The organism is Streptomyces sp. NBC_00984, assembly GCF_045162475.1.
Taxonomy (GTDB): Bacteria; Actinomycetota; Actinomycetes; order Streptomycetales; family Streptomycetaceae; genus Streptomyces.
Genome location: NZ_CP108735.1, coordinates 468,172 through 491,012, shown reverse-complemented (window position 1 = coordinate 491,012; position 22,841 = coordinate 468,172). Strand labels below are relative to the sequence as shown.

Sequence of the window (22,841 nt, the reverse complement as noted above, 5' to 3'; positions counted from 1 at the left end):
TGGAACAGGGATTTTCAGTCCCTTCAGTCCCTTCAGTCCCCTGTCCAAGCCGCGCAGATGTCTCTGACCTGCGCTTTTATCGAGGGACTGAACGAGGGACTGAACAGAGAGGCTGAACAGAGGGACTCAGCGAGACCGATATCCGTACAGGCCCGATCCCGCGTCAAAGGATCGGATTGTGGCCGACGGAAAGAATTCTCCGCCGCTGCCACCAGCCGGCGCAGGATTGTTGGTCGGGAGTGTCTGCCGGATGACCGACCTTGTCGTTGTCCGGAACCGGCCCAGCAGCCGAGGCCACGCCCGAGGCCGTTTACCGCTCGGGGTGAACATGGCCCCACCTACAGGGTCTGGAGCCTGGCGGGCACAGGTTCCGCCAAGCCGTCGTACCGTGGACGGCCATCACCCTCACCTCCGATCCACTTCGCAACAGGCCGGCCCAGGCCGTTCCCCGGCGAACAGGAGCTGACCGCTGGTACGGCCGGAGGACACCCGACAACGCCCAGCGGCACCTGTGGTTGTCCCTCCGGGGCGTCTTGAGTTCGCTGGACGGTTGGCCGCCCTCGGACGGGCCGTCGGGCCCGCGAGGGCTCGGTGTGCCCGGTGTCTCGCCCTCGCGCTGGGTTTGTGCGCAGCGAGGGCGAGAGTCTGAGCCTTTTATGGCTCAAGGACTCAATGGGCCCGGCTTCACACCCGTGGGTCGATCGGTGTGAGCACTCCGAGTCGGTCCTCGATCGCCTGGGCCGCGTCCAGGCACAGGTCCTCCCGGAACGCGCGCCCGACGACCTGCACTCCGGAGGGGAGCCCATCGGCCATCCCGGTGGGTATGGCCACACCGGGTACGCCCACGAAGCTGGTGACGGTGCACAGGCGCATTCCCGACCCGACACGTTCCCTGCCCGCCCTGTCACGCGATTCCAGCCTCGGCTCGACCGGTGGCTCGGTGAAGACCGGGCCGAGCAACAGCGGATATTCGTCGAGGAATTCGGCCCATGAGCGGCGGATGCTCATCCAGGTACCCATCAGCTTCATGAACTCGGCCGCGCTTGCGGGCGGGGTCTGCTCCATCGCCATCTCGATATAGCGGTCGCCGCCTTTGCCGAGCAGCTTGCGCACCATCGGCCAGTTCGGGGCGAACTCGGTCACGGTGATCCGGCCGTACGCCTCAAGGGCCTCGTCCATCCGCGGTACGTCTGCTACTTCGCGCACGTCGTATCCGGCGTCGCGGAGCGCGTCGGCCGCGGTCTCGACGGCTCCGTGGATCGTGGGGTGGACGCCGTGCCCGCCGGGGTCCACCACGACCGCGACCTTCACCGGCCCGGTGAGCGTTTCGCCGTAGGCGGGCACCGGCATGGCCCGTGGATCTCGCGGATCGGTTCCGACCAGCACCTCGTAAGCAAGCCGAAGATCGCCCACACTCCGGGCCATCGGGCCGTCGGTGACCAGGATCTGGGATGCCGGGCCGGGGTCGTCCGGGCCGAGAATACGGTGGTCGGCGGGGAACCGGCCTGTGGACGGCTTCAGCCCGGCCACGCCGCAGAACTGGGCCGGGACGCGCACCGACCCTCCAGAGTCGTTGCCGAGGCCGAGTGCCGCCATACCCGTGGCGACGGCCACGGCGTCGCCCCCGCTGGTGCCGCCCGGGGTCCGGGTGCTGTCCCACGGGTTGACCGTGTCGCCGAACAGCTCGCTGCGCGTGTGCATCCCCGCCAGGATCAGGGTGGGGATGTTGCTGTGTCCGATGGGGATGGCCCCGGCTGCGCGCAGCCGGGCCACCGGGGGTGCGTCGGCCGATGCCACCAGATCGCGGAAGCGCTCCGTGCCGAATGTGGTCGGCACGCCTTCGATGGCGGTGCTCTCCTTCACCGTGAAGGGCACGCCCGCGAGCGGTCCCAGCGTTTCACCGGCGGCCCGTCGACGGTCCGTCTCCGCCGCAGCCTCGCGCGTGCGCTCAGCCAGGAGCTGCGTGACCGCGTTCACCTGCGGATTGACCTCGGCAATGCGGTCCAGGTGACTGTCGACCAGTTCGGCAGCCGAGACTTCTGCGCTGCGCACGGCCTCCGCCTGCGCGGCGGCCGACAGTTTCCACAGAGCGTCCTGCATGGCTCTTCCTTCCTCGTCCACGTACCAATGCACTTGCATCGGAACCGTACTCCTGGAACCGATGCGAGCGCATCGAATAAAGTGCACTGCGAAGCAGAGCGCTGTGAAAACAAGGAGGCGACCGGGCATGCCCAGGCAGGTGGATCACGTGAGTCGACGCCGCCTCATCGCCGAGGCCGTGTGCGACCTCGCTGACGAACGCGGACTGGAGGGCGTGACCCTTCGGGACGTCGCCGCCCGCGCGCAGGTGTCGATGGGTGCGGTTCAGCGGTGCTTCCGTACCAAGGAAGAGATGCTCGTGTTCGCTCTCGGGCACATCAGCGAGCGGGTCAACGAGCGCGTACGGGCCCGCCTCGTCAGGAGCCCGGCCCAGTCGGCGGGCACCGCCCTGGGCCACGCGGCCGCTGAAATCTCACTGCTCAGGGAAGAGCACCGAGCCGAGGCCAGGGTCTGGCTCGCCTTCGTCGCGCAGGCAGCTGTCAGCCAGGCGCTCGCAAAGACACTCAAGGCGAACTACGCAAACCTGCAAGAGGCGTTCACCCACCTCATCTCGACAGCCGGCGAGGACACCGACTGCGCTGTGCCCCTCGATCCACAACTCGAGGCCCGCACCCTCCTCGCCCTCGCGGACGGCCTCACCACGCACGTCCTCATCGGCCACCTCACCCCGCAAGAGGCACACAGCGTCCTCCACGCACACCTGGCCGGGCTCTGGGAGCGACCGGCCAGGCCTCCGCACGCCACCTCGAACCTCCCGAACCGTCCAGACGCACGCTGACTCAGCGTCCGCCACCAGGGGCGGGGACAGCAGGTCGGCGACCTCTTCACGGGCGCGGATCCCGCCGACCAGGCCAAGGCCATCAGCACCAGCCGTCCGTGCGTTCTGCGCGTCACCGTGAGCTGACCTGATGACCGGCCGCGACCGCAGTGATTCCGGCTACGCCATGGGCGCCGATGATGTCCCGCGGAGGTGCTAACGCCGTTAGCACCTCCAACAGCTAACGCGAGATCAGCTGAAACCGTGCGATTCGTTGTCGCTTGAGTGGACTTCGCGGCAGTAAGCTGCCGCCATGTCATCTCTCAACACAGGAGGTGAGCGGGAGAAGCTGGTCTCCAAGCTGCCCGCATCCCTCCGACAGGCCCTCAAGGTCCGTGCGGCCCAGCTCTCCATCGATGTCCAGGATGCCGTCACCGCCGGTGTGCAGCTCTGGCAGTCTCAGAGTTCTCCACTCCCCCACATTGAGACAGCGGGTGCGGAATCCTTCGGTACCTGGCTTCCCGAAGGGCTCTACGACTCCTTCAAGGGCGACTGCCGCCAGCGAGGTGTCTCCTACATCCAAGGTCTTGCCCAGGTTGTGGCTCTGTGGTTGGAGCGGAACCCCGCCGGCGAAGACATCGCTTCCGTACGCCGGATCGTGGTGTGCAACCAGAAGGGGGGTGTCGGTAAGACCGCGGTGTCCGCCGGTGTCGCCCAGGCATTCGCCGAACGCGGCAGCCGCGTCCTCCTCGTGGACTATGACCCGCAAGGCCACCTCTCGCACCAGCTCGGCCTCAAGGCCATCCCTGCCGGTCAGGAAAGCCTCGTCACCCACATGCTCAACCGTGACGACACCCGGCAGTCCCTGATCGACCTCACCGTCGTCATACAGGGCGCCAAGTTCGGTGACCGGCTCCGTGTTCTGCCGGCAGCCTTCGACGCCTTCCTCCTCGACTCCGGACTCACCGTCTTCCGTGGCCCCCGCCACGCAGCTTTGGAGCGTGCCCTTTCTTCCATCGAGGAACACTTCGACGTCATCGTCGTCGACTCTCCGCCCAGCCTCGGCCTGGCCATGGACGCAGGCCTCGTCTACGGTCGGCAGCGTGACGGCGAGAAGCCCGGTGCCTCTGGACTCATCATCCCCGTCGAAGCCGAAGACACTTCCGCCCAGGCCTACGGCATGCTCATCAACCAGGTTGGATCGCTGACACGGGACTACGACATCACCGTGGACCAACTCGGACTCGTCGTGAACAAGTACGACTCCCGACGCGGTTTCATCGCCACGTCCTCACTCGACAAGTGGAAGGCGCTCGGCAGCCCGCCTGTGCTGTCGGTCATCCCGGACGTCAAGGAACAGCGCGAAGCCGTTCGCATGCAACGCCCGCTCCTCGACTACGCCCCCGAATCCGACCAGGCCCACAGCATGCGGCAGATTGTCCGGGGGCTCGCATGAAGAAGTCAGACGCTCTCGGAGCATCCGCCACCTTCGATGCCGTCAGCCAACCCATCAGCAGCCGCGCCGCGTCCTTCGCCCGATACGCCGGACAGGGCGATGACCCCGCCCCGACCATTGGCGCCGAAGCCCAGACCACCTCACCGCGGCTGGCCGTCACACAGCTGTCCCACAACCCGTTCAACCCCCGGGAAGAACTCAGAGCCGTGGAGGACATGGCGGACAGCCTCACCGCGCGAGGCGTCATCCAGCCCCTCACCGTCGTGACCCGTGCCGCCTTCCTCAGCGCACACCCCGGACACGACACCGAACTCGGTTCCGCTACGCACGTCGTCGTCGACGGAAACCGCCGCCTGGCCGGCGCCAAGCTGGCCGGCCTCGACGACGTGCCCGTTCATATCGACAACTCCCTCGTGGAAAGCGCCGACACTCTCCTGGAGACGGCCCTCACCGCGGCCATCCAGCACGAGAGCCTCGATCCGCTGGACGAGGCCAAAGCGCTGGAACGCCTAGTGGAAGTTCACGGCTCGCAGCGTGCGGTCGCCCGTGCCCTTGGAAAGTCCAGCCCCTGGGTGACCCAGAGACTCGCACTTCTGAAGCTCACCCCCGATCTTCAGCAGGCCGTGGAAGACAAGAGCCTGCCGGTCGAGGTCGCCCGCAACGTCGGACGGCTGCCGCCACAGCAGCAACAGCGTGCAGCCGACGAAGCCCTGACGGTTCGTGCCGAACGTCAGCAGCGACGGCGTGGTCGGGGTGCTAACGCCGTTAGCACCCCGACCACGGAGCCTGATACTGGTACTCCCCCGGCCGCGGAGCCGGCTACCGGTACTCCGCCGGCCGCGGAGCTGGCTACCGGTACTCCCCCGGCCACGGAGCCGGTTACTCGTACTCCCCCGACCACGGACGGGACTGAGCAGTCCAACGAGGCAGGGGCGACGAGCACCGACGCCGAGCTCCCCGCGCCCCGCAAGGCCGTAGTGAAGATGCCGTGGCTGGACGGGGAAAAGGTGGCCGACATCGTGATCGAAAAGATGGGGGAAAAGCAGCGGGAGGTCCTCCTGCAGAGACTGATCAAGGCACGCACGGCGTCCGGGGCGTAGCGGAAGCGTCTGCATCACAGATGGGCGGGACCGGATGAGTTCGGTCCCGCCCGTACTCCGGCACCAACCGCAGGGCGCACGCGCATGGAGCTGATCGGAATCCTTGGGCGCGATTCTCAGCCGAGGCGGTGAGCCCACCGGAACTGGCCTCGGCGTCCTCACAGGATCTCTACCGCAACGCCGGAAGCTCGCATGCGGTGTCCCTGACAGACCAAAACGGAGGATGCCTCCGGAAGTTCGTCAGGAGCGATCCTAAGCTCAGGCCCCTCATCCAGAACCTCGCCACCGAAGCGCTCAGCGCCTGTCCGATCTGACGCGCGTCTTCGAGGATGACGGAGCCCGGACAGAACGATCGGTGCGGAGGCGGGCGGCGCGGTCGGCTCGCCTCCGGGACTTTCGGGTCAGCCCTTCGGGTTGGTGAGGTAGGTGTCGATCACTCGCATTGCCTTCTCCGTCCCGCCTCTGCGGTAGAGCCAGTGGCCCACGACGTCCATCGTGAACAGAGATGCCTTCGGGAAGGAGCGCGCCATGCGCTGCGCGCCCGGCAGTGGAGTCGCCAGGTCATGGGTGGCGTTGGCCACGAGGACGGGCGGGAGGTCGCCCTTGGCTTGAGCGGGCCGGGACTTGGGCGGCATGGTCCAGCCCTGGCAGCCGAGGACGCTGTCCAGGGCCTGGGCGTTGTAGCGGACGTGCGGGGCGGCCTTCGCGACCCTCTTGCGGATGGCGAGGTACTGGGCGCGTAGTCGCGGATCCGGAAGTCGTAGTCCCGGCACAGCACGAGTTGCGAGTCGGAATCGATGCCGACGGGGAGCCAGTTGACCTCGCCCTTTCCCGTGTTCAGGGCGGCCAGCTGCCGTGCGGTGGCCTCCGGGCTCCCCTTGCCGAGTGCGAAGGTGAGGAAATTGGACAGCTGATCGGCATCGACCTTGGTCGGCGTCGGTCCGTTCGGGCCCGGATCGCGGAGTGTGCCCGCGTCGGCGCGGGCGAACAGCTTGTCGGTGACAGCCATCAGGTCCTTGCCCTTGAGCGCGCAGGCCGTGTCCGTCTTGCACCAGGCCGCGAGCCGTTTCAGGGTGTTGTCGATGGTGACGCTGCCGTCGGTGAGGTAGCGCTCGGCGTTCGGCCGGTCCGGGTCCATCGCGCTGTCGAGGGCCAGCGCGCGGAGCCTGCTCGGGAACAGGCGTGCGTAACGTTCGCCGAGGAACGTGCCGTAGGAATGGCCGATGAAGCTGATCTTGCGTTCGCCGAGGGCGGCACGGATCGTGTCCATGTCGCGGGCCACAGTCTCGCCGTCCATATGAGCGGCGAGAGGCCCCGTCTTCTTCAGGCAGCTGTCCGCCAGCCGGCCGTTCAGGGTGCGCATCCGCTCGAACTCGGCCGCATTACGGGGGCGGGCCGGGATCGAGCCGGTGATGGTCTCGTCGCACTCGGCGTTCTGGCTGCGGCCGATGCCGCGAGGGTCGAAGCCGATCATGTCGAAGCGCCGAAGCATGGCCGGGGAGTAACCCCCGATGGGGTCGTCCGCGTACAGCGCGTCATCGGCACCGGAAGCCCCTTGGCCGCCCGGGTTGGACATCAGGACGCCGATCCGCCGTGCGGGGTCGGTGGCCCGGTAGCGGGCGACGAAGATGCCGATCTTCGGGCCCTTCGGCTTCGCCCAGTCCAGCGGTACCTTGACCGTCGCGCACTGCGCCTTCGGGCTGGGGTCGGGGTAGGGCGGCTCGGCCTTGGGGCAGGTGCCCCAACGGATCGGGGGGACAGCGGCGTTGGCATGGGGCGGCTCCTGGGCGGCTGCCGCACCGGGGGCGCCCAGGGCCGCTGCGGAGGCGGACAGGGCCAGGAGTACGGAGACAACCCGCCGTCTTGCGTTCGGGTTCGGGTTCACACGCATGCTCGTGTTCATGCGCGTCACTGTTTCGGCCCTGTATGACGGCGCCTCCATGGGCACATGGTGAGAACGTAACAAGGAGCTCCGGCTGAGGTGTCACGGCTCAGCTGTCGACTGCGGCTGCCTCGCCCGCCGTCGCGCGTACCGGTATAGTGGGGCGCACAACTTGTTGTTCAGGCACAGAGGCCCCGTCATCGCAGATGACGGGGCCTCTGATTTTTCCGGGTCAGGCGATACGGAGGTCGGGGCGGCCCTCGGTCGGCGGTGCCGCTCGGTATTCCGGTAGGTGGATGGTCGGCAGTTTGCCGCTCTTCATCTCTTCGAGGGCGTACGCGAAGGCGGCTTCCATGTCCGTCACGCTCTCGTACTTGGCGGCGAGTGGGTGGAGTCGGTAGCGGTTGCCCCCCCGACCTTCGGCGCGGGAGCGCAGCACGAGGTTCAGCTCGAACAGCGGCTCCATCAGCGCGCTGACGGTGGGCGGCTTCACCTTGTACTCCACCGCCATCTCGCGCTGGCTCGGCAGTGCGCCACCGTTCTCGCTCCGGAAGACCAGGTACTGAAGGAACTTCACCGGGGCGGCTCCGATGGGCAAGGCCCAGATGCGCTCAGCAACGAGGGGCGACATGACTGCAACGGCCATCGGTGCCTTCCTCCGTATCGAATCGGCTTGTCGTAGTAGCGGGCATCACCCTGTGCGCTTCCTTCTGACAGGCTCGGGCACTACGCCTTCCAGGTTAAGGTCCAGCGCTTCCTGGTGGTGGACCATCTCGGGACCAATGCTGTGCGGGAACGCGGTGGGGTCGTCGTCGTGGTCCGCGGCGATCTGCGCGAGCACATCGTGCTGGGCAGCGCTGTTGCCCTGGAACCAGAGCGTCACGTTGAGGCGGATGCGCCCGTTCCCTGCCGATTCGAGCCACTTGTATTCGCAGAGGGTTCGGACGGCGCGGTTGACGGTGGGCCTCGTGATCATCTTGGCGCCGGGCTTCTTGACCGCGAGCCCGTTCAGGCCGTCGGTGATCTCCTGCTGGGTGTACTCCGCGATCCCGGTGCCGGGCCTCTGTCCGCCCGCTACGTACAGGAACACGCACAGCTGGCTCTTCGTGATGCCGTTGGCGATGAAGAGCTGGGGCAGCAGCTGGGTGAACCAGTTGCTGGCGAGGCTGTAGCCGGCGCCTCCGGCAAAGCTGTGAACGGATCGAGGGTCGTTCTCGTATTCGAAGGTGACGCCCTTGAGCTTGGGCTTCCCTGTCCTCGACGGTGTTGACTCCTGGGCGGTCGCGCCGAGTTGCTCCCCCAGCAGGTTCAGGATGTCGTCGTACACAGTGTTGCTCTCCGGCGAGGACGCGGGAGAGGGAACTGCTCGTGGCCGACGCGGCTGGCGCGACGGCGTTTCAGATGTCACTGGACCCTCCTTGTTGCTCAGGCGGTCCGAGGCTATCCCAAAAGTTCGGCTGAGCCTTACTTTTGACGGCTCGACACGCTCCGAGTCACAGGGGTCAACACGCCCACTTCAAAAGTTCGACTGAGCCGAAGTTTTAGTGCGTGAAAGTGCCGGAAGTTAGGCTGAGCCTAACTTCCGGTGTCAATATTGCAGCACATTTTGTTCGGATCGATTCGGATCGATGCCATGTGTCGGTGTGTTCGCCCGACATCGGCACGCCTCTGACCTGCGGTTTCTCCGGCGTACTCAGCCAGTTTGAAAAGTTAGGCTGAGCCTTACTTTTCGGGCCAAATGTGCTGGCCAGGTTAACATTTCGACCTACCAAATGTGTCGGCCAGAGCATGATCAACTTCGCATATGCGCAGGTCAGCGCTGTTTCGAGGCCCGGCGCCTCTTATAAAAGAAGACCCGTACCCGACGTTCGGCGCCGCCCTCAGGGCCGGCGTGTGCGTCCGTGCCGGGCGCACACGCCATCTCGGGCGTCAGTTGGTGTTCCTGAGCGGACGTCACCGGCTGAGCCATCTACTCGCCCTACTGAACCTCGGCCGACGAAAGCCAGCCCCGACGAAAGGGCCATGGATCCTGCGGCGGGAGTGCCTACCCGAGCCCCCACTGTGATCAGCCACTGCACCGTCTTCTCCGACCTGCAGTCCCCCGCGCCCGGCTGTCCGCGACGGTTCATCAGCTGAGCGCCGGTCAGCTCGGCAGCCGCGATGGACAAGATGTCCTGTAGAGAATCCAGTTGCCGCTCTGTGTGGGTTGGGGAGCGGCGAAGGGTGTCAGTTGCAAAAGGAGCGCATTATATCTGAAGAGGGTGTGGATGTATATGGTATTGCCGCTGGTGATTACCGTGTTCGGCTCGCAGTGGCAGTGGGTCCACCACGCTGAGCAGTGACAGCTCCTCATGGGCCACTCCCCCAGGCCCTGGGATTATCACGGCGTGATAGCTGAGGGGCTCCGGCGGCAGGTGTGGGGGGCTATCACGCCGTGATAGCCCCCCACCTGAAAGAGGCGACACAGCTAACGTTTCATGCGCTCAATTGATCTATGGCGTTAGTAGAGTGACGAACTATGACGACACCCGACACTAGAGGCGACCGCGAGAAGGTCGTCTCGAAGCTGCCTTCTTGGCTCCGCCAGGAACTCAAGGTCCGCGCCGTTCAACACGGCATCGACATGCAGGACGCTGTCGAAGCCGGCATTACGGCATGGCGCGGTCTCGGATCCAACCTCTCCCCCATCGATACTTCTAGGGCGGAGTCCTTCGCGACATTCCTGCCCGCCCAGCTGTGGACCGGATTCCGCTCGGACTGCAAGCGCCGGGGGGTATCCCTGATCCAGGGTCTGGCCCAGTCCGTACGCGTGTGGCTGGACAGCCATCCCGCTCCCGCGGTGAAGCGTCCCGACATCGTCCGACGCGTCGTCATCTGCAACCAGAAGGGCGGCGTCGGGAAGACCGCCGTCACGGCCGGAACCGGCGAGGCTCTCGCGGAAGACTCCACCACCCTGGTGCCGGTTCGTGTGTCCAAGCACTTTGCCGCACTCCTCGAAGAGGACGAGGAAGCCGCCAATGATCCGCTCGCTCTTGAGGATCTGCCCGGACTCGGGCAGCGGGTCCTGCTCGTCGACTTCGACCCTCAGGGGCACCTCACCAAGCAGCTCGGCCACGCTCCCCTCGCCATGGACGGGGACTCTCTCACCAATCACATGGCCGGTGATGGCAAGGGTCCACTGAGCGACCTCATCGTGACGATCGAGGAAGACCGGTTCGGTGGGCGTCTGAATCTTCTGCCCGCCTGCACCGATGCCTTTCTCCTCGATGTACGTCTCGCATCCGTCCGCGCACGCGAAGCCGCCCTCGAACGAGCCCTCTCCGCGGTCGAGCCCGACTACGACGTCATCCTGATCGACTGCCCGCCCAGCCTCGGACTGAGCATGGACGCCGCCACCTACTACGGGCGCCGCCGCCCGCAGGAAGTACCCGGCAACTCCGGTGTTCTCATCGTGGTCCAGGCCGAGGACAGCAGTGCCGACGCCTACGAACTGCTCACGTCCCAGATCGAGGACATGCGCAACGACCTTGCGCTCGACGTCGACTACCTCGGCCTTGTCGTCAACCACTACGACGCCCGCCGCGGCTACATCGCCACCTCCTCGCTCCAGTCCTGGATGGCCATAAAGGATCCACGTGTCGTAGGCGTCATCGGAGACCTCAAGGAACAGAAGGAAGCCGTCCGCGCCAAGCGGCCGCTCCTTGCCTACGCACCCCGCTGCGAACAGTCCGTCGCCCTCCGCGCCCTCGCCCGGGAGATCAGCAAGTGAGTAAGGCCAAGAACCTCGGAGCGGGGGCCTCCTTCGCCCAGGCCCGCCCCATCAGCGCCCGTCGGGCTGCGATTGGTGCTGCTACGGGCGTGCCGACGGCCGGCGTTCCCGAACCGACCGAGCTCTCTCTGAGCCTCATCAGCCAGAACCCCGACAACCCCCGCGAGGAGCTCCGCGATCTCCAGGGGCTGGCGGAGAGCATCGCGGAGATCGGTCTCGTCAACGCCGTCACGGTGGCCTCCGTCGAGGCCTACCTGGCGGAGCGGCCGGACCGAGCGGCCGACCTCGACGAGGGCGCCCGGTACATCGTCGTCGACGGCCACCGCCGACTTGCCGCAGCACGTCTCGCCGGAGCTGCGACGATTCGCGTCAGCGTCGACAACGCCCTTGTCTCCACCGACGAGTCGCTTCTCGAAGCGGCCTTCGTCGCCAACGTCCACCGTGACGACATGAACCCCCTGGAGCAGGCGCAGGCCCTGCGCACGCTCGTCGACTTCTACGGCTCCCAGACCAAGGCAGCCAAGAGACTCGGCATCGCCCAGTCGACCATCTCGTCGAAGCTCTCCGTGCTGGACCTCGATCCACAACTCCAAGAGGACCTGCTGGAGGGGCGCCGCAAGATCGAGCACGTACGGAATCTCTCCAAGCTCCCGCCCGATGAGCAGCGTCAGCAGGCGGACGCACGGGCTGCCGCAGGTGGCCAGAGGCGTTCGGCAGGGCGTGAAGTATCACGCCGTGATAATCCGGAGAACGGGGGAGTGGAAGAGAGCGGAGGAGTGGAAGGGACCGGGGTCGGGGTCAGCACTTCCGACGGCCCGGATACCCCGGACAGCCCGGAGGAGCAGCGGACGGGGCTATCACGCCGTGATAGTCCGGAGGAGCAGGGGACGGGGCTATCACGCCGTGATAATCCGGAGGAGCAGCCTGTAGGGCTATCACGCCGTGATAGCCCGGGGGAGCAGCAAGCCGGACTATCACGGCGTGATAGTCCGGAGGATCGGCAGGGCGAGCTATCACGCCGTGATAGTCCCGGGCCGCGGGAATCGGGATTGCCGACGCAGGATGAAGTGCCCAGCCAGCGATCGGAGCAGGCCGGACGACAGGTGGCGCCGACACAGCTGGCCCCGGGGGAGTCAGGCATCGTCGCCCTTGGCAAGGTCACGAAGATGCCCTGGCACGACGGTCATCAGGTTGCCGACCTCGTACTGAGAAAGATGGATGAGGCGCAGCGGAAGATCCTTGTCGACAGGATCCTCGACGAGGGCACCAACTCGGCTCGGTGAACGGCCCGGTGAGGGCGGGCCGGGGAACTGGCATAGGTTCCCGGCCCGGCCCGGCCGCCGTGGTGGTGGTGGCAGCGAGCATGGAACTGCCCGCTGCAGCAGGTGCGTTGGCTGCCTGTGCGGCGGAACTCCCGTTGCTGTAGGCCCGCATGTCGGTGTCCTTCGGCGGGTGCGATTGGCTGGTGTGCGCCAGTGGGGGCGGTCGTGATGGGGAGGCCGCTTGAGTCCGGATCCAGACGGGCTTGAACGGTTCGGGCGGTGGGGAGCGGGTTCAGCGACTGAACGCCAGCGACTGAATGAGTGCTGCGTCGCTTCGGTCATGGAGTTAAAACTGCAGGTCAGGGCGCCAGTCGAGAGAAAGCAGCGATTGAAGCGACTCAAGGTTCAGGTATATGGAGACATTCGTGCGTGTGCGTGTGAGCGCGTGTGTGCGTCATATATGGCGAGCTTGAGTCGCTTCAGTCGCTGCTGGGGGAAATGAATGGCAGCTGAGCTGCAGGTTTCGCGCAGCGACCCACGGCAGTTCGTGAGATCTGCATCGGTCGCTTCGCAGCCTCTGACAACTGCCTCGTGGTGTGCGCGCCAGGGGTGGCCGGTTCATCCTCTTGCTCCGGGCCGTAAAACGCCTGTGGGCAACTGCGAGGTGTGCCGCGTCCAGGGTCATGCCCGAGGGGGGTGCGACTGTATCCGTGCGGGCCGCTGGTGTCATGGGTTTCATGCAGCCACGCTCGATCTCGACCGGATCCGGCAGTGGTGGGGTTCCCGCCCCGATCTCGGGGTGGGTGTTGCCACTGGTCCGGCCGGTCTCGTCGTCATCGATGTCGACGCACATGCGTGCGAACTCCCCGACCGGGACCGGCTGCTGCCCGGTGTCGGGATCTGCGCCGGGGTCGACCTGACCGGGCCGGCCAATGGCTTCCACACCCTGGGAGTGCTGGCTGTCCTGCGCGGCGCCGCCAGCCCGGCGGACGACGAGTCGACGCTGCGGGTCCGCACCCCGTCCGGGGGCCTGCACGTGTGGTACCGCAATGACGGCGGGCACCACTGGCAGTGCTCCTCCGGGTCGGGCGGCGGCCGGGCCCTCGCCTGGCAGGTCGACGTCCGGGCGCACGGCGGGTACATCGTGGCGCCCGGGACCGTGACCCCCGCGGGGATCTATCGGCCGGTGTGAACCGTGCGGGTGCCTGCTCCGCTGCCCGCCTGGCTCGCCAGGGAGCTGGAGCGCACCGGACATCTGCCGTCTGCCCCCATGCCGGGGTCCCGGCCTGTGCCGCCCCGCGTTCGGCAGGCGGTTCTCGCGGCGGGGGGCGGACGCGGGGCGGGGGACCGGGTACTGACCGGAGTTCTCGCCGAGGTCGCCGCATGCGCGGCCGTACCCGAAGGTGCCGCGTTCTCCGAGAAGTTGAACCGGGCCGCGTATACCGCCGGCGGTCTGGTCGCAGCGGGGCACCTCACCGTGGCCGAGGCCACCCGAGTGCTGCGGGATGCGGCCGAGCAGACCCGCCCGGGGCAGCAACGGCGGTGCCTGGCCATCATCCGGGGCGGGCTGAGCGCGGGTCTGGCAGGCCCGCTGTCCCTCGGGGGGCGTGCGTGAGTGTGGACGAGGAGAGAGCACTGTCCGCCTTCGACGTCCAGGCCGTGGCCGCGCAGATCCTTGCGCACCCCGTCCCGGCGCCCCGGCAGAGCGACGAGTCCGCGCGGTACACGGTCGCGGCCGCACCGGAGGGGGACGGCGAGGCGACGGCGGACGGGCTGCTGCCCGGCACGCTCACCGGCCGCGGCAACGCCAAATTGTTCGTCAAGCTCTATCGCAATGACTACCGGCACGTTCCCGGGATCGGCTGGTACCGATGGGACGGTACCCGCTGGCAGATCGACGAGGACGACACCGTGATGTGGTCGGCGGGCGACCTGGCGGAGTCCATCGCCACCACCGATCCGGGAGGCGTCTGCACTCCGGCCGCGTTGCAGCAGCACCGCCGTCGCACGCTGAGCACCAGTGGGATGAACGCGATGCCGACGCAGGCGAAGTCCGCCCCGGGAATGGTGCTCAACGCGGCGCGGCTGGACGCGGATCCGTACGCGCTGTGCACGCCCGCGGGCGTCGTCGACCTGCGCACCGGACACATCCGTGCCGCCGATCCGACAAAGGACTTCCACTCCCGTTCCACCTCGGCCGCGCCACAGCCGATGCCCACGCCGCGCTGGAACCGATTCCTGACCGGCACCTTCGGCGAGGGGCCGGACGGTGCGGAGATGATCGGCTTTCTCCAGCTGCTGCTCGGCTACTCCGTCACCGGGGACGTCGGTGCCCAGGTCATGCCGTTCCTGTTCGGCTCCGGGAAGAACGGCAAGTCCGTACTGCTGGACGTCCTGATGAAGCTGCTCGGGGACTACGCGGACGCGGCGCCCTCGGGGTTTCTGATGTCGCGTCCGTACGAGGGCCATCCCACCGATCTGGCCGAACTGCACGGCCGCCGCGTGATCGTGTGCAGCGAGGTCAAGCCGGGGGACCGTTTCGACGAGGCCCGGGTCAAGCTGCTCACCGGTGGCGACCGGATCAAGGCGCGCCGGATGCGGCAGGACTTCTTCAGCTTCGAGCCGACGCACAAGATGTGGCTGCTCGGCAACCACCGGCCCGAGGTGGGCACGGGTGGCTTCGCGTTCTGGCGGCGCATGCGGCTGATCCCGTTCGAGCGGGTCGTCTCCGACGATCGCAAGATCGACAACCTGGCGGACATCCTCGTCACCCAGGAAGGTCCGGGCATCCTCAACTGGCTCATCGAAGGCGCCCGTCGCTACCTCGGGGGCGACAAGGACCTCTCGGGTCCCGAGCGGGTCCGCATCGCGACCACGGCGTACGCCGAGACCGAGGACCACACCGGGCGCTTCGTGCACGAGACCTGCCGACTTGAGGCCGATCTGCGCGCCGAGCAGGCGCAGCTATACGCGGCCTACAGGAGCTGGTGCCAGAATGAAGGCGCACCGGCGATATCGTCCCGGGCTTTCGCGGCACGTGTCCGCGAGGTGGTGGGACTGACGTCACCTAAGGCAATGATCCTTTCCAACCAGCGCAAGTACTACCCGGGCATCGGCCTGCTCGCGGACGAGGAGACAGTATGAGTGCCCTCATCGCAGAGGACGAGATCGTCGACGAAATGGACCTGGTCTGGCTGGAGGACATCAGTCGGCTCGACTATGTCCGCCAGAGCCTGGACCGGTTGCCGACCCGGCGCGGCAGACCCGCGTATCACCGTGACGGCCGGATGGTCGGGTACGCCCTGCTGGGGCCGAGGGCCAAGCCGTCCCGCTCCTCCGGCACGTTCAGACGACGGGTGTTCTGGCTGCTGCCGCACGACCGGGACACCGAGCCCGACGGGCTGTACGCGAGGGGGGCGCCGGCGGAGGCCGTGGATGTGCGGACCCTGGCGCCGGGCAGCAAGGGGCACAAGACCGAGCGCTCGGAGGGCGGACCGATGTCGTCCGCGACGCGGGAGCTTCAGCCTTAGCCTCAGCTTGAGCCAAGGCGGTGGTTCCCGCGTCAGTGCCGGGCACACGCACTCCGGCCCGGTCGCCATCCCGGTTCCCCTGGAAACAGTCCGTCCGGTATATTTCTTTCAGCGGATGGACCGCAGCCAGGGGGAGGCATCGCTGTGCAGGGGGAACGTCCGGTACGGGCACAGGTCGTGGTGGTCGGTGGGGGACCGGTGGGCATGCTCGTCGCCGCCGAACTGGCCGGGTACGGAGTCGACACCGTGCTCCTGGAATCCCGGGCCGAGGTGTCCGAGCAGCCCAAGGCGACCACGCTGCACGCCCGAGCGGTGCAGACCCTGGCTCGTCGCGGTCACCTGCCGGGGGAGGGGTACCCGTACACCGACGGCGCGGCGGAGAGCCCGTTCCACTTCGCGGGCCTGCCCGGACTGACCATCACGGTTCCCGCACGCGAACCCGAGCCGATCCTCAAGTGCCCCCAGGTGGAGCTGGAGCGGCACTTCGAAGCGCGGGCGCGGGCCGCCGGGGCACGGATCCTGCGCGAGCACCAGGTGCTTGAGGTCGTCCAGGAGGGCGGTGGGGTACGGGTCACGGCCGAGGGGCCGCAGGGGACCGCGGTCTGCTTCGCCGAGTACGTGGTGGGGGCGGACGGCGCCCGCAGCACGGTCCGCGACCAGGCTGGCATCGCCTCCGAGACCCACCCGGCGACGGTGTCCGCGCTCATGGGTGCCGTCACGCTCGCGCAGCCGGACGAGCTTCCCAAGGGCTGGCACCGCACCGAGCGCGGCTGGATCGTGGCCAAGCTCGACGCGGAGGGCAGGACACACATCCGCACGCTGAACTGCGACGGCGCCCATCCGGACCGGCAACTGCCCCCCACGTTGGAGGAGTTGCACCGGGAGGTGTCCTGGATTGCCGGCCGGGACATCGCGATGGACGAACCGCGCTGGCTCAGCAGGTTCAGCGACTTCGCGCGGCTGGCCCGGACCTTCCGTACGGGGCGGGTCTTCCTGGTGGGCGACGCGGCGCATGTGCACTTCCCGATCGGTGGGCAGGGCCTCAGCACCGGGGTGCTCGACGCCCTGAACCTGGGCTGGAAGCTGGCGCTGGCGGTGCACGGATCGGCGGACGCGGGTCTGCTCGACACCTACGACCTGGAGCGTCGTCCCGTCGCCCGGCGGGTCATCGACCAGACGCAGGCCCAGCTCGCCCTGATGCGGCCCGGACCCGAACTCGACGCCCTACGAAGGGTATTCACCGGAGTTCTGTCGGCGGACCGTGAGCACGGGCACCTCGGCGGCATGATCAGCGCGCAGGACACGGTGCTTCCGGACCACACCGGGGGATCGGACCCCGCCGGAGGAGCCTGCCGGGCAACGGGAACGTTTCTCCGTAATGCGGTGCTCAGCACGGCAACCGGCGAGACCGATGTGATCGGGCTGCTGCGCGACGGTCGGCCGCTGTTGCTGCTCCTCGGCGAGGAAGACAGCGGCCACCGCGAGGCGGCAGGGGAATGGGCGGGGGTCCTGCGTGTGGTCCGTGCCCGGCCCACTCCCGAGGCGCCGCACGATGCGCTGCTGGTGCGGCCCGACGGCTACATCGCCTGGGCGCCGGGCGGCCGTGACCTGACGGAGGTGCTGTCGGAGTACTTCCTCAAGAGCGTCGACAGCAGGAGCGTCGACCACAAGGGCGTTGTCGCCGAGGACGTCGCTCCTGTGGGGCACCCTTGACGGTGCCCCACAGGAACATCCGGTGCTCAGCCGGTCGCTTCGACGAGGTCCCGCATCTCGGCTGCCTTCACGGCCTCGGCGTAGACCGTGGCGCCACGGCTCGCGGAGAGGTCGAGCGAGGCGAGGACGGACGGCACCACCGCACTGGGCAGCACGTGACGCATCAGGGCGGAGACCCGCCCCACAAGGTCGCGGTACTCGCAGACGGCCTGCGACATGGACTGGATGCCGGCGAAGGAGCCCACGATGACGTCGGCCGTCTCGGACGGCGAGATGTGGGGCAGCAACTCGCCCTGGGCCTGGGCCCGCTGGAGCAGGTCGAGGCCGACCTCGCCCCAGCGCAGGAACGGGCCGCTCCGGTCGAGGCTCTGCGCCAGCTGGTCCATCGTCAGCCGCACGCCGGCGCGCACCATGGGATCGGTCTGCAGCCGGTGGGCCTGCAGCATCACGACGTCCACGATCTCCTGCACCTTGGAGGCGCGGTGCGGAACGATGATCCGCTGGTCCTGCTCCGCGAGGACGCCCTGAGCCAGGTCTTCCTTCGAATGGAAGTGGAAGTACAGGGCGCCCTTCGTCACTCCCGCCTCGGTGAGGATCTGGGAGATCGTGGCCGCTTGGTACCCATGTTCCTCGAAGATCTTGGCCGCCGCCGAAAGAATTGTCTGACGGGTACGGATGGCTCGTAGCTGCTCAGCCACTTTGCCTCCTCCCTCCTCAGGGTGGTCGAACGTCGGGAGGCCGGTAAAGAAACCGTCCAGTTCGTATCTTACAGGCCGCTTCCTTGCCTGTACCGGCCGGGGAAATGTCAGACAAGAGAGGGAAGTCCATGATTCTTGTCACTGGTGCCACGGGGACCATCGGGCGCGAAGTGGTCCGAAGGATCCCGGCTGACCTGGCAGTTCGCATCATGGCGAGGGATCCGGGGCGAGTCACGGGTGCGAGTGCGTCGGCCGAGATCGTTCCCGGGGATTTTTTGGATCCGCCTTCGCTGGTGGGTGTTTTGTGTGGGGTTCGTACCGTTTTCCTGGTGACCAATCCCGGCCGGGACGACGACGGGGGCTTCCTCCGGACCGCCCGGTCGGCGGGCGTGCGGCACGTGGTGAAACTCTCCGCGGCCGCGGTCGCGGACGGCCGGGCCGAGGACCTGATCACCCGGTGGCAGCGCCGCAACGAAGAACTGCTGCGGGGATCCGGTATGGAGTGGACTCTGCTGCGTCCGCGCGCGTTCATGTCCAACGTGCTTTCCTGGGCGGGGTCCATCCGCTCGGACGACGTGGTGCGGGCGCTGTACGGGTCGTCGGCCAACGCCTGCGTCGATCCGCGTGATGTGGCGGAGGTGGCGGTGCGTGCCCTCACCGAGGACGGCCATGCGGGCAGGGTCCACACGCTGACCGGTCCGGAGGCGATCACCGCGGTCGAGCAGACGGCCCAGCTCGCCGAACTGCTGTGCCGTCCGCTCCGGTTCGAGGAACTGGGCCCGGAGCAGGCCCGTACCGCACTGGGCGCACGCTATCCGGCAGACATCGTCGAGGCGCTGCTGGAAAGCGCGGAGCGCGGCCGTGAGGGCTCGAAGGCGGAGGTGGACGGCACGGTCGTCGGTCTGCTCGGCCGGCCGGCCGGAACCTTCCGCGGATGGGCGAGCGATCACCTGAGTGCCTTCGGACACAGGTGAGGGCATGCGGACATGGCGGCTGCCTGGTGGGGACAGCCGCCGTCCGTCGTGGGTAGGACGCCGTCCGTTCTGGCCAAGACGCCGTTCGGCACGGGTCAGAGGCCGTTCGGCAGAGGCTGGTTGCCGTGCGACCCCGCGGTCACTGTGGAGGTGAAGACGAGTGCACCGTCCTGATGGGCGGTCACCAGGACGCTCTGTTCGTCCCCGGGGGTGTCGGACAGCAGGGACGCCTCGATCACGCACGGGGTGTCCAGTTCGACGTACCGCTTGAACTCATTGGCGATACCGAGCGGGAGGTAGGAGGAGCGGCCGAGGGCCGATGCCGTGGCCTGGCGGGCGGCTTCGATCAGCACGATGCCCGGCACATGGTCGACCGCGTGCTCGAAGAGCACCGGGTGCCGTGTGTCCACCCGCAGCTGCCAGCGGTTCTGTTCATTCGTGGGGGAGAGCACCACGTCCTTGGGCGACATGCGCCCGACGCTCTGCGGGGCCGCCGGGCTGATCAGCGGCAGCTGGTACCAGTTGCCGCCGGGCATGTGCTCGCCGCGCACCCGTCGGTAGACCGCGGGCGCCATGCAGGAGAAGGAACCGCCCCCGGTCGCGACGACGTTCCCGTCGCGGTGGAAGACCGCCTCGAAGCGCAGCCCCGACAGGTTCCTGCCCCGTCGGTTGATCTCCGTGCAGTCGACGTCGATGCTGAGGGCCGCGGGCTCGTACCCCATCCGCAGATGCTCCGGACGCACGGCGATGTCGAGGTCCCAGACGAGGAACTGGTGGCCGAAGGGCACACCGAACTCCGCATGTCCCAGGAGGATCCCGATCTGGCGGAGCGTTTCGCAGCCTATGAGCGGATCGTGGTAGCCGTCCGCGACCGGGGTGAAGAAGCTGTGGCCGCGTGGCCATTGGGCGGACATGACGAAGTGGGTGTCGTCCACCCGCTCCCAGTCGGTGAGCATGACCTCCGCGACAGCGGACCGATGTACGAGTTCCTTGGGAACGGTGGTGGTCAGAGTGGTGGGGTAGAACCCGCCGGGCTTGATTGTGGAAGCCTTGGCGTCTCTCGTCATTTCTCTGTCGAACGCTGTTCGTTCGACCTGAAACGTGCTCGCAGACATTGCTCCCCCTGGGTGCGAGAGGTGTGTTCAGGGCTGTTCCTGGCCTGAAAATACATACCAACCGGTTTAATTTCTAGTGTCTCTGACTCCTTGCCGCTCAATAACGGCGGAGGCGTTCATTCCGATTTGCCTGTTCTTGGAGATGGGAGCCAGATCGGCGTGTTTCGGTGTCGAGTTGGCGTCTGCTTCCGGGCCACATGGTCCGAGCGTGACACAAGTCGTCCTCTAGTGGGGTGACTCAAGGTGCGCCCGCAGCGTTCTGGTGGGTGGGCCGGCGGTCCGGTCCCGGTCATGGTCCCGATGTTCGACGGATGAGCAGGGAAACTTTCAGAAACCGCACGTGCGGTTTGTTATGGTCGTCGTCTGCCCCTCGGCAAGCACGGCAACCCCCGGCAGTGACGGAGCAGTTGATGGTCAAACAGGAACGCGCGGCGCGTACGCGTGAAACCCTGATCCGGTCCGCGGCCGAGGTCTTCGACCGGGACGGTTTTTCGATGGCGTCGCTCACCGCGATCAGCTCGCAGGCGGGCGTGAGCAACGGAGCACTGCACTTTCATTTCGCCAGCAAGGCCGTCCTGGTCGACGTTGTCGAGGAGGAGGCGCTGACCAGGCTGCTGGCCGTCGCGAACGGCGAGCGGCCGCCCGGGGCGAGTCGGGTGCAACTTCTCGTCGACGTCACTCATGCGCTCGCCGACGCTTTGCGCGGCGACGTAGTGCTGCGGGTCGGCTTCGCGCTGAGCGGCGAGACGTCCCGCCCGACCCGGGTGGACCTGCGGCAGCGCTGGCGGTACTGGGTCGAGGAGACGCTGAAACAGGCCGAGGCCGAAGGCGAACTGCGCCGCGGGGCGGCGCTCCAGGACGTGGTGACCGCTGTGGCGGCCGCGACCGTGGGGTTCGAGGTGCTCGGGGTCCGGGACTCGACATGGCTCTCGGCGTCGACGGTCGCGCGGTTCTGGCGGCTGCTGCTGCCGACGCTCGTGCCGGCGGCGCGTCTCACCGTGATCGATGCCGGGGGAACCCGGCGGCCGTAGCCGTGGAGTGACGGAGCCCCGGCCCTTCGCGTCCTGCGAAGGGCCGGGGCTTTTTCGTGGCACCGCGTCTGGCTCGCGGCGGTCTGCGAGTTGTTGTGGCAGGCCCGGGAAGCGGGGGAGCTGCGCACCGGGACCCTGCGCCGCCACGAAGGCGGCCAGGACCAGTTCCTGGCCTCCCTCACCGAGGCCCACTGTCATGGCACCACCGTCGACTGGACAACCGTCTTCGCCAACACCGGCGCCACCCGCACCGCTCTTCCCACCTACGCCTTCCAGCGCACCCACTACTGGCCGGCCCCGCCCGCGCCCGGCACCTCCTTCTCGGCCCCCGCGCCCTCGGGCGAGCCCGCCGACACCCTCGACGACGACGAAATGTCCCAGTCGAGTGGGGAGTTCGCCGCGCAACTGCGGGACGCACCGGCCGCCGAGCGGCACTGGCTGCTCGTCGGCCTCGTGCCGCAGCACGCCACCGCCGTCCTGGGCCACGACTCCGCCGAGGCCATCGAGAAGGACACCAACTTCCTTGAGCAGGGCTTCGATTCCCTGACCGCGCTCAGGATGCGCAACAACCTCCAGAAGGTCCTCGGCGTCACCCTGTCGCCGACCCTGCTGTTCGACCACGCCACCCCGGTCCGGCTCTCCCGCCACCTCTCCGAGCGTCTGCTGCGCTCCACGCCGAGCATCGGCGTCGGTCGTTCACCCCGGCGGTCCTGCCAGGGCCTTGATGGCCGGGCGGAGCAAGGTGGCGATGCGATCGGCAGAGGCGTCACGAAGCGAGGCCAGGCTGAGGAACTGGTGGCCGATGGTGACGCCCAGCAACGTGGTGACGACCAGTGCGGCGCGCAGTTCGGGATCCTCGGCTGCGGGCAGGGCAGCACCGACGCTGTCGATCTGCCGGCCGAGGGCGACGCGGACGTGATCGGCTGCTGCCTGGTCGGTGAGCATGGACCGCATCATCGCCAGCGTGCCCTCGGGAAGACCACCGAGCTTAAGGCCGAGCGAAGCCACCAACTGATCGACGAGCGCGTCGGTATCAGTGGTCGTCAGTGGCGCGGGGAACGCCTGCACGGCTTGGGTGAACAGCTCGCGCTTCGAGCCGAAGTACTGCATGACCAAAGCGGGATCAACGCCCGCCGAGGCCGCCACGGCGCGAATGGTGGTGCGCTCGAACCCCTTCTCGGCGAACAGCTCCCGGGCGCTGTCGAGGATGCGCGCCTCAGTGGCTCGGCGACGGTCGGCGCGGGACTGGCGAGGAGTGGGTCGCGAGGTCAGCCGTGCCGCCGTCGGGCTGATGACGCTCTTCACCACCGTCGCCGAGATTCAGAACCCATGGCTGCTCGCCGCGCTGCGCCGCGGATTCGAGGTCCCGGCGCTGACCGAGCCGCCGCTGCGACCGGAAGAACTCGCCGTCCTGCCCACCCGCACCTACACCGCCCGCTGAGACGTCGGCCCCG

Annotated in this window: 18 protein-coding genes and 3 pseudogenes; 13 read left to right on the top strand and 8 right to left on the bottom strand. The window is 67.6% G+C overall.

Annotated features, from left to right (window positions below):
• Positions 1 to 684: 684 nt before the first annotated feature.
• Positions 685 to 2,100, bottom strand: a complete 1,416-nt coding sequence (locus OG520_RS42200; protein WP_331749556.1) for an amidase — start codon at positions 2,098 to 2,100, stop codon at positions 685 to 687.
• 127 nt (positions 2,101 to 2,227) lie between these two features.
• Here OG520_RS42200 and OG520_RS42195 point away from each other — a divergent pair, with 127 nt between their 5' ends.
• The 3 genes from OG520_RS42195 (at position 2,228) to OG520_RS42185 (ending at position 5,413) form a co-directional block, all read left to right on the top strand.
• Positions 2,228 to 2,878 carry a TetR/AcrR family transcriptional regulator gene (locus OG520_RS42195; RefSeq protein WP_331748667.1) on the top strand — a complete coding sequence of 217 codons (651 nt, stop codon included), beginning with the start codon at positions 2,228 to 2,230 and terminating at the stop codon, positions 2,876 to 2,878.
• A 292-nt stretch (positions 2,879 to 3,170) separates the two neighbouring features.
• Complete coding sequence (locus tag OG520_RS42190; protein WP_331748665.1) at positions 3,171 to 4,313, top strand: ParA family protein; 1,143 nt, start codon at positions 3,171 to 3,173, stop codon at positions 4,311 to 4,313.
• Positions 4,310 to 5,413 (top strand): ParB/RepB/Spo0J family partition protein, encoded by a 1,104-nt coding sequence (locus tag OG520_RS42185; RefSeq protein WP_331748662.1) that lies wholly within the window; start codon positions 4,310 to 4,312, stop codon positions 5,411 to 5,413. The genes OG520_RS42190 and OG520_RS42185 overlap by 4 nt, the downstream gene beginning before the upstream one ends.
• A gap of 401 nt (positions 5,414 to 5,814) precedes the next feature.
• On the opposite strand, the gene OG520_RS42180 is transcribed toward OG520_RS42185, so the two are convergent.
• The 4 genes and pseudogenes from OG520_RS42180 to OG520_RS42165 all read right to left on the bottom strand — a co-directional run bounded on the left by OG520_RS42180 (position 5,815) and on the right by OG520_RS42165 (position 8,622).
• Entirely contained in the window at positions 5,815 to 6,048 is a 234-nt protein-coding gene (locus OG520_RS42180) for an alpha/beta hydrolase (RefSeq protein ID WP_331748660.1), read from the bottom strand.
• Between the two features lie 545 nt (positions 6,049 to 6,593).
• Positions 6,594 to 6,887, bottom strand: a pseudogene (locus tag OG520_RS42175) (alpha/beta fold hydrolase); the annotation flags it as partial.
• 640 nt (positions 6,888 to 7,527) lie between these two features.
• Positions 7,528 to 7,941, bottom strand: coding sequence for a hypothetical protein (locus tag OG520_RS42170; protein ID WP_331748658.1), 414 nt, complete (start codon positions 7,939 to 7,941; stop codon positions 7,528 to 7,530).
• A 45-nt stretch (positions 7,942 to 7,986) separates the two neighbouring features.
• Positions 7,987 to 8,622 carry a hypothetical protein gene (locus tag OG520_RS42165; RefSeq protein WP_406016748.1) on the bottom strand — a complete coding sequence of 212 codons (636 nt, stop codon included), beginning with the start codon at positions 8,620 to 8,622 and terminating at the stop codon, positions 7,987 to 7,989.
• 1,191 nt (positions 8,623 to 9,813) lie between these two features.
• Here OG520_RS42165 and OG520_RS42160 point away from each other — a divergent pair.
• The 6 genes and pseudogenes from OG520_RS42160 to OG520_RS42135 all read left to right on the top strand — a co-directional run bounded on the left by OG520_RS42160 (position 9,814) and on the right by OG520_RS42135 (position 17,569).
• Entirely contained in the window at positions 9,814 to 11,064 is a 1,251-nt protein-coding gene (locus OG520_RS42160; RefSeq protein ID WP_331748654.1) for a ParA family protein, read from the top strand.
• Positions 11,061 to 12,347, top strand: a complete 1,287-nt coding sequence (locus tag OG520_RS42155; RefSeq protein ID WP_331748652.1) for a ParB/RepB/Spo0J family partition protein — start codon at positions 11,061 to 11,063, stop codon at positions 12,345 to 12,347. The genes OG520_RS42160 and OG520_RS42155 overlap by 4 nt, the downstream gene beginning before the upstream one ends.
• Before the next feature lie 481 nt (positions 12,348 to 12,828).
• Positions 12,829 to 13,941 (top strand): annotated as a pseudogene (locus OG520_RS42150) (bifunctional DNA primase/polymerase).
• Positions 13,938 to 15,470, top strand: a complete 1,533-nt coding sequence (locus OG520_RS42145) for a phage/plasmid primase, P4 family (RefSeq protein WP_406016747.1) — start codon at positions 13,938 to 13,940, stop codon at positions 15,468 to 15,470. Before OG520_RS42150 ends, OG520_RS42145 begins: the two are co-directional and overlap by 4 nt.
• Positions 15,467 to 15,856, top strand: coding sequence for a DUF6009 family protein (locus OG520_RS42140; protein ID WP_331748648.1), 390 nt, complete (start codon positions 15,467 to 15,469; stop codon positions 15,854 to 15,856). Before OG520_RS42145 ends, OG520_RS42140 begins: the two co-directional genes overlap by 4 nt.
• Positions 15,857 to 16,000: 144 nt before the next feature.
• The gene (locus tag OG520_RS42135; protein ID WP_331748646.1) at positions 16,001 to 17,569 is read left to right on the top strand and encodes an FAD-dependent monooxygenase; all 1,569 of its coding nucleotides are present in this window, start codon (positions 16,001 to 16,003) and stop codon (positions 17,567 to 17,569) included.
• Positions 17,570 to 17,595: 26 nt separating this feature from the next.
• Here OG520_RS42135 and OG520_RS42130 read toward each other — a convergent pair whose 3' ends face one another.
• Complete coding sequence (locus OG520_RS42130; RefSeq protein WP_331748644.1) at positions 17,596 to 18,267, bottom strand: ScbR family autoregulator-binding transcription factor; 672 nt, start codon at positions 18,265 to 18,267, stop codon at positions 17,596 to 17,598.
• A 128-nt stretch (positions 18,268 to 18,395) separates the two neighbouring features.
• On the opposite strand from OG520_RS42130, the gene OG520_RS42125 reads away from it, so the two are divergent.
• Positions 18,396 to 19,241 carry an NAD(P)H-binding protein gene (locus OG520_RS42125; RefSeq protein ID WP_331749553.1) on the top strand — a complete coding sequence of 282 codons (846 nt, stop codon included), beginning with the start codon at positions 18,396 to 18,398 and terminating at the stop codon, positions 19,239 to 19,241.
• 95 nt (positions 19,242 to 19,336) lie between these two features.
• On the opposite strand, the gene OG520_RS42120 is transcribed toward OG520_RS42125, so the two are convergent.
• Positions 19,337 to 20,308 (bottom strand): ScbA/BarX family gamma-butyrolactone biosynthesis protein, encoded by a 972-nt coding sequence (locus OG520_RS42120; protein ID WP_406016746.1) that lies wholly within the window; start codon positions 20,306 to 20,308, stop codon positions 19,337 to 19,339.
• A 458-nt stretch (positions 20,309 to 20,766) separates the two neighbouring features.
• Between OG520_RS42120 and OG520_RS42115 the strand changes: the two genes are divergently transcribed.
• Positions 20,767 to 21,387: a ScbR family autoregulator-binding transcription factor gene (locus OG520_RS42115; RefSeq protein WP_331748640.1), complete on the top strand. Its 621-nt coding sequence runs from the start codon at positions 20,767 to 20,769 to the stop codon at positions 21,385 to 21,387.
• Between the two features lie 372 nt (positions 21,388 to 21,759).
• A pseudogene (locus OG520_RS42110) lies at positions 21,760 to 22,026 on the top strand (acyl carrier protein); the annotation flags it as partial.
• A gap of 57 nt (positions 22,027 to 22,083) precedes the next feature.
• On the opposite strand, the gene OG520_RS42105 reads toward OG520_RS42110, so the two are convergent.
• Positions 22,084 to 22,695: a TetR/AcrR family transcriptional regulator gene (locus OG520_RS42105; protein ID WP_406016745.1), complete on the bottom strand. Its 612-nt coding sequence runs from the start codon at positions 22,693 to 22,695 to the stop codon at positions 22,084 to 22,086.
• Between OG520_RS42105 and OG520_RS42100 the strand changes: the two genes are divergently transcribed.
• Positions 22,679 to 22,828 carry a hypothetical protein gene (locus OG520_RS42100; protein WP_331748636.1) on the top strand — a complete coding sequence of 50 codons (150 nt, stop codon included), beginning with the start codon at positions 22,679 to 22,681 and terminating at the stop codon, positions 22,826 to 22,828. The genes OG520_RS42105 and OG520_RS42100 overlap by 17 nt on opposite strands.
• The last annotated feature ends 13 nt before the right edge of the window (positions 22,829 to 22,841 follow it).

Excerpts from the sequence above, each read along its gene's own strand:
- OG520_RS42200 (WP_331749556.1), bottom strand. The coding sequence starts at position 2,100 with ATGCAGGACGCTCTGTGGAAACTGTCGGCCGCCGCGCAGGCGGAGGCC.
- OG520_RS42195 (WP_331748667.1), top strand. The coding sequence starts at position 2,228 with ATGCCCAGGCAGGTGGATCACGTGAGTCGACGCCGCCTCATCGCCGAG.
- OG520_RS42190 (WP_331748665.1), top strand. The coding sequence starts at position 3,171 with ATGTCATCTCTCAACACAGGAGGTGAGCGGGAGAAGCTGGTCTCCAAG.
- OG520_RS42185 (WP_331748662.1), top strand. The coding sequence starts at position 4,310 with ATGAAGAAGTCAGACGCTCTCGGAGCATCCGCCACCTTCGATGCCGTC.
- OG520_RS42180 (WP_331748660.1), bottom strand. The coding sequence starts at position 6,048 with ATGCCGCCCAAGTCCCGGCCCGCTCAAGCCAAGGGCGACCTCCCGCCC.
- OG520_RS42170 (WP_331748658.1), bottom strand. The coding sequence starts at position 7,941 with ATGGCCGTTGCAGTCATGTCGCCCCTCGTTGCTGAGCGCATCTGGGCC.
- OG520_RS42160 (WP_331748654.1), top strand. The coding sequence starts at position 9,814 with ATGACGACACCCGACACTAGAGGCGACCGCGAGAAGGTCGTCTCGAAG.
- OG520_RS42140 (WP_331748648.1), top strand. The coding sequence starts at position 15,467 with ATGAGTGCCCTCATCGCAGAGGACGAGATCGTCGACGAAATGGACCTG.
- OG520_RS42125 (WP_331749553.1), top strand. The coding sequence starts at position 18,396 with ATGATTCTTGTCACTGGTGCCACGGGGACCATCGGGCGCGAAGTGGTC.
- OG520_RS42120 (WP_406016746.1), bottom strand. The coding sequence starts at position 20,308 with ATGACGAGAGACGCCAAGGCTTCCACAATCAAGCCCGGCGGGTTCTAC.
- OG520_RS42115 (WP_331748640.1), top strand. The coding sequence starts at position 20,767 with ATGGTCAAACAGGAACGCGCGGCGCGTACGCGTGAAACCCTGATCCGG.
- OG520_RS42100 (WP_331748636.1), top strand. The coding sequence starts at position 22,679 with ATGACGCTCTTCACCACCGTCGCCGAGATTCAGAACCCATGGCTGCTC.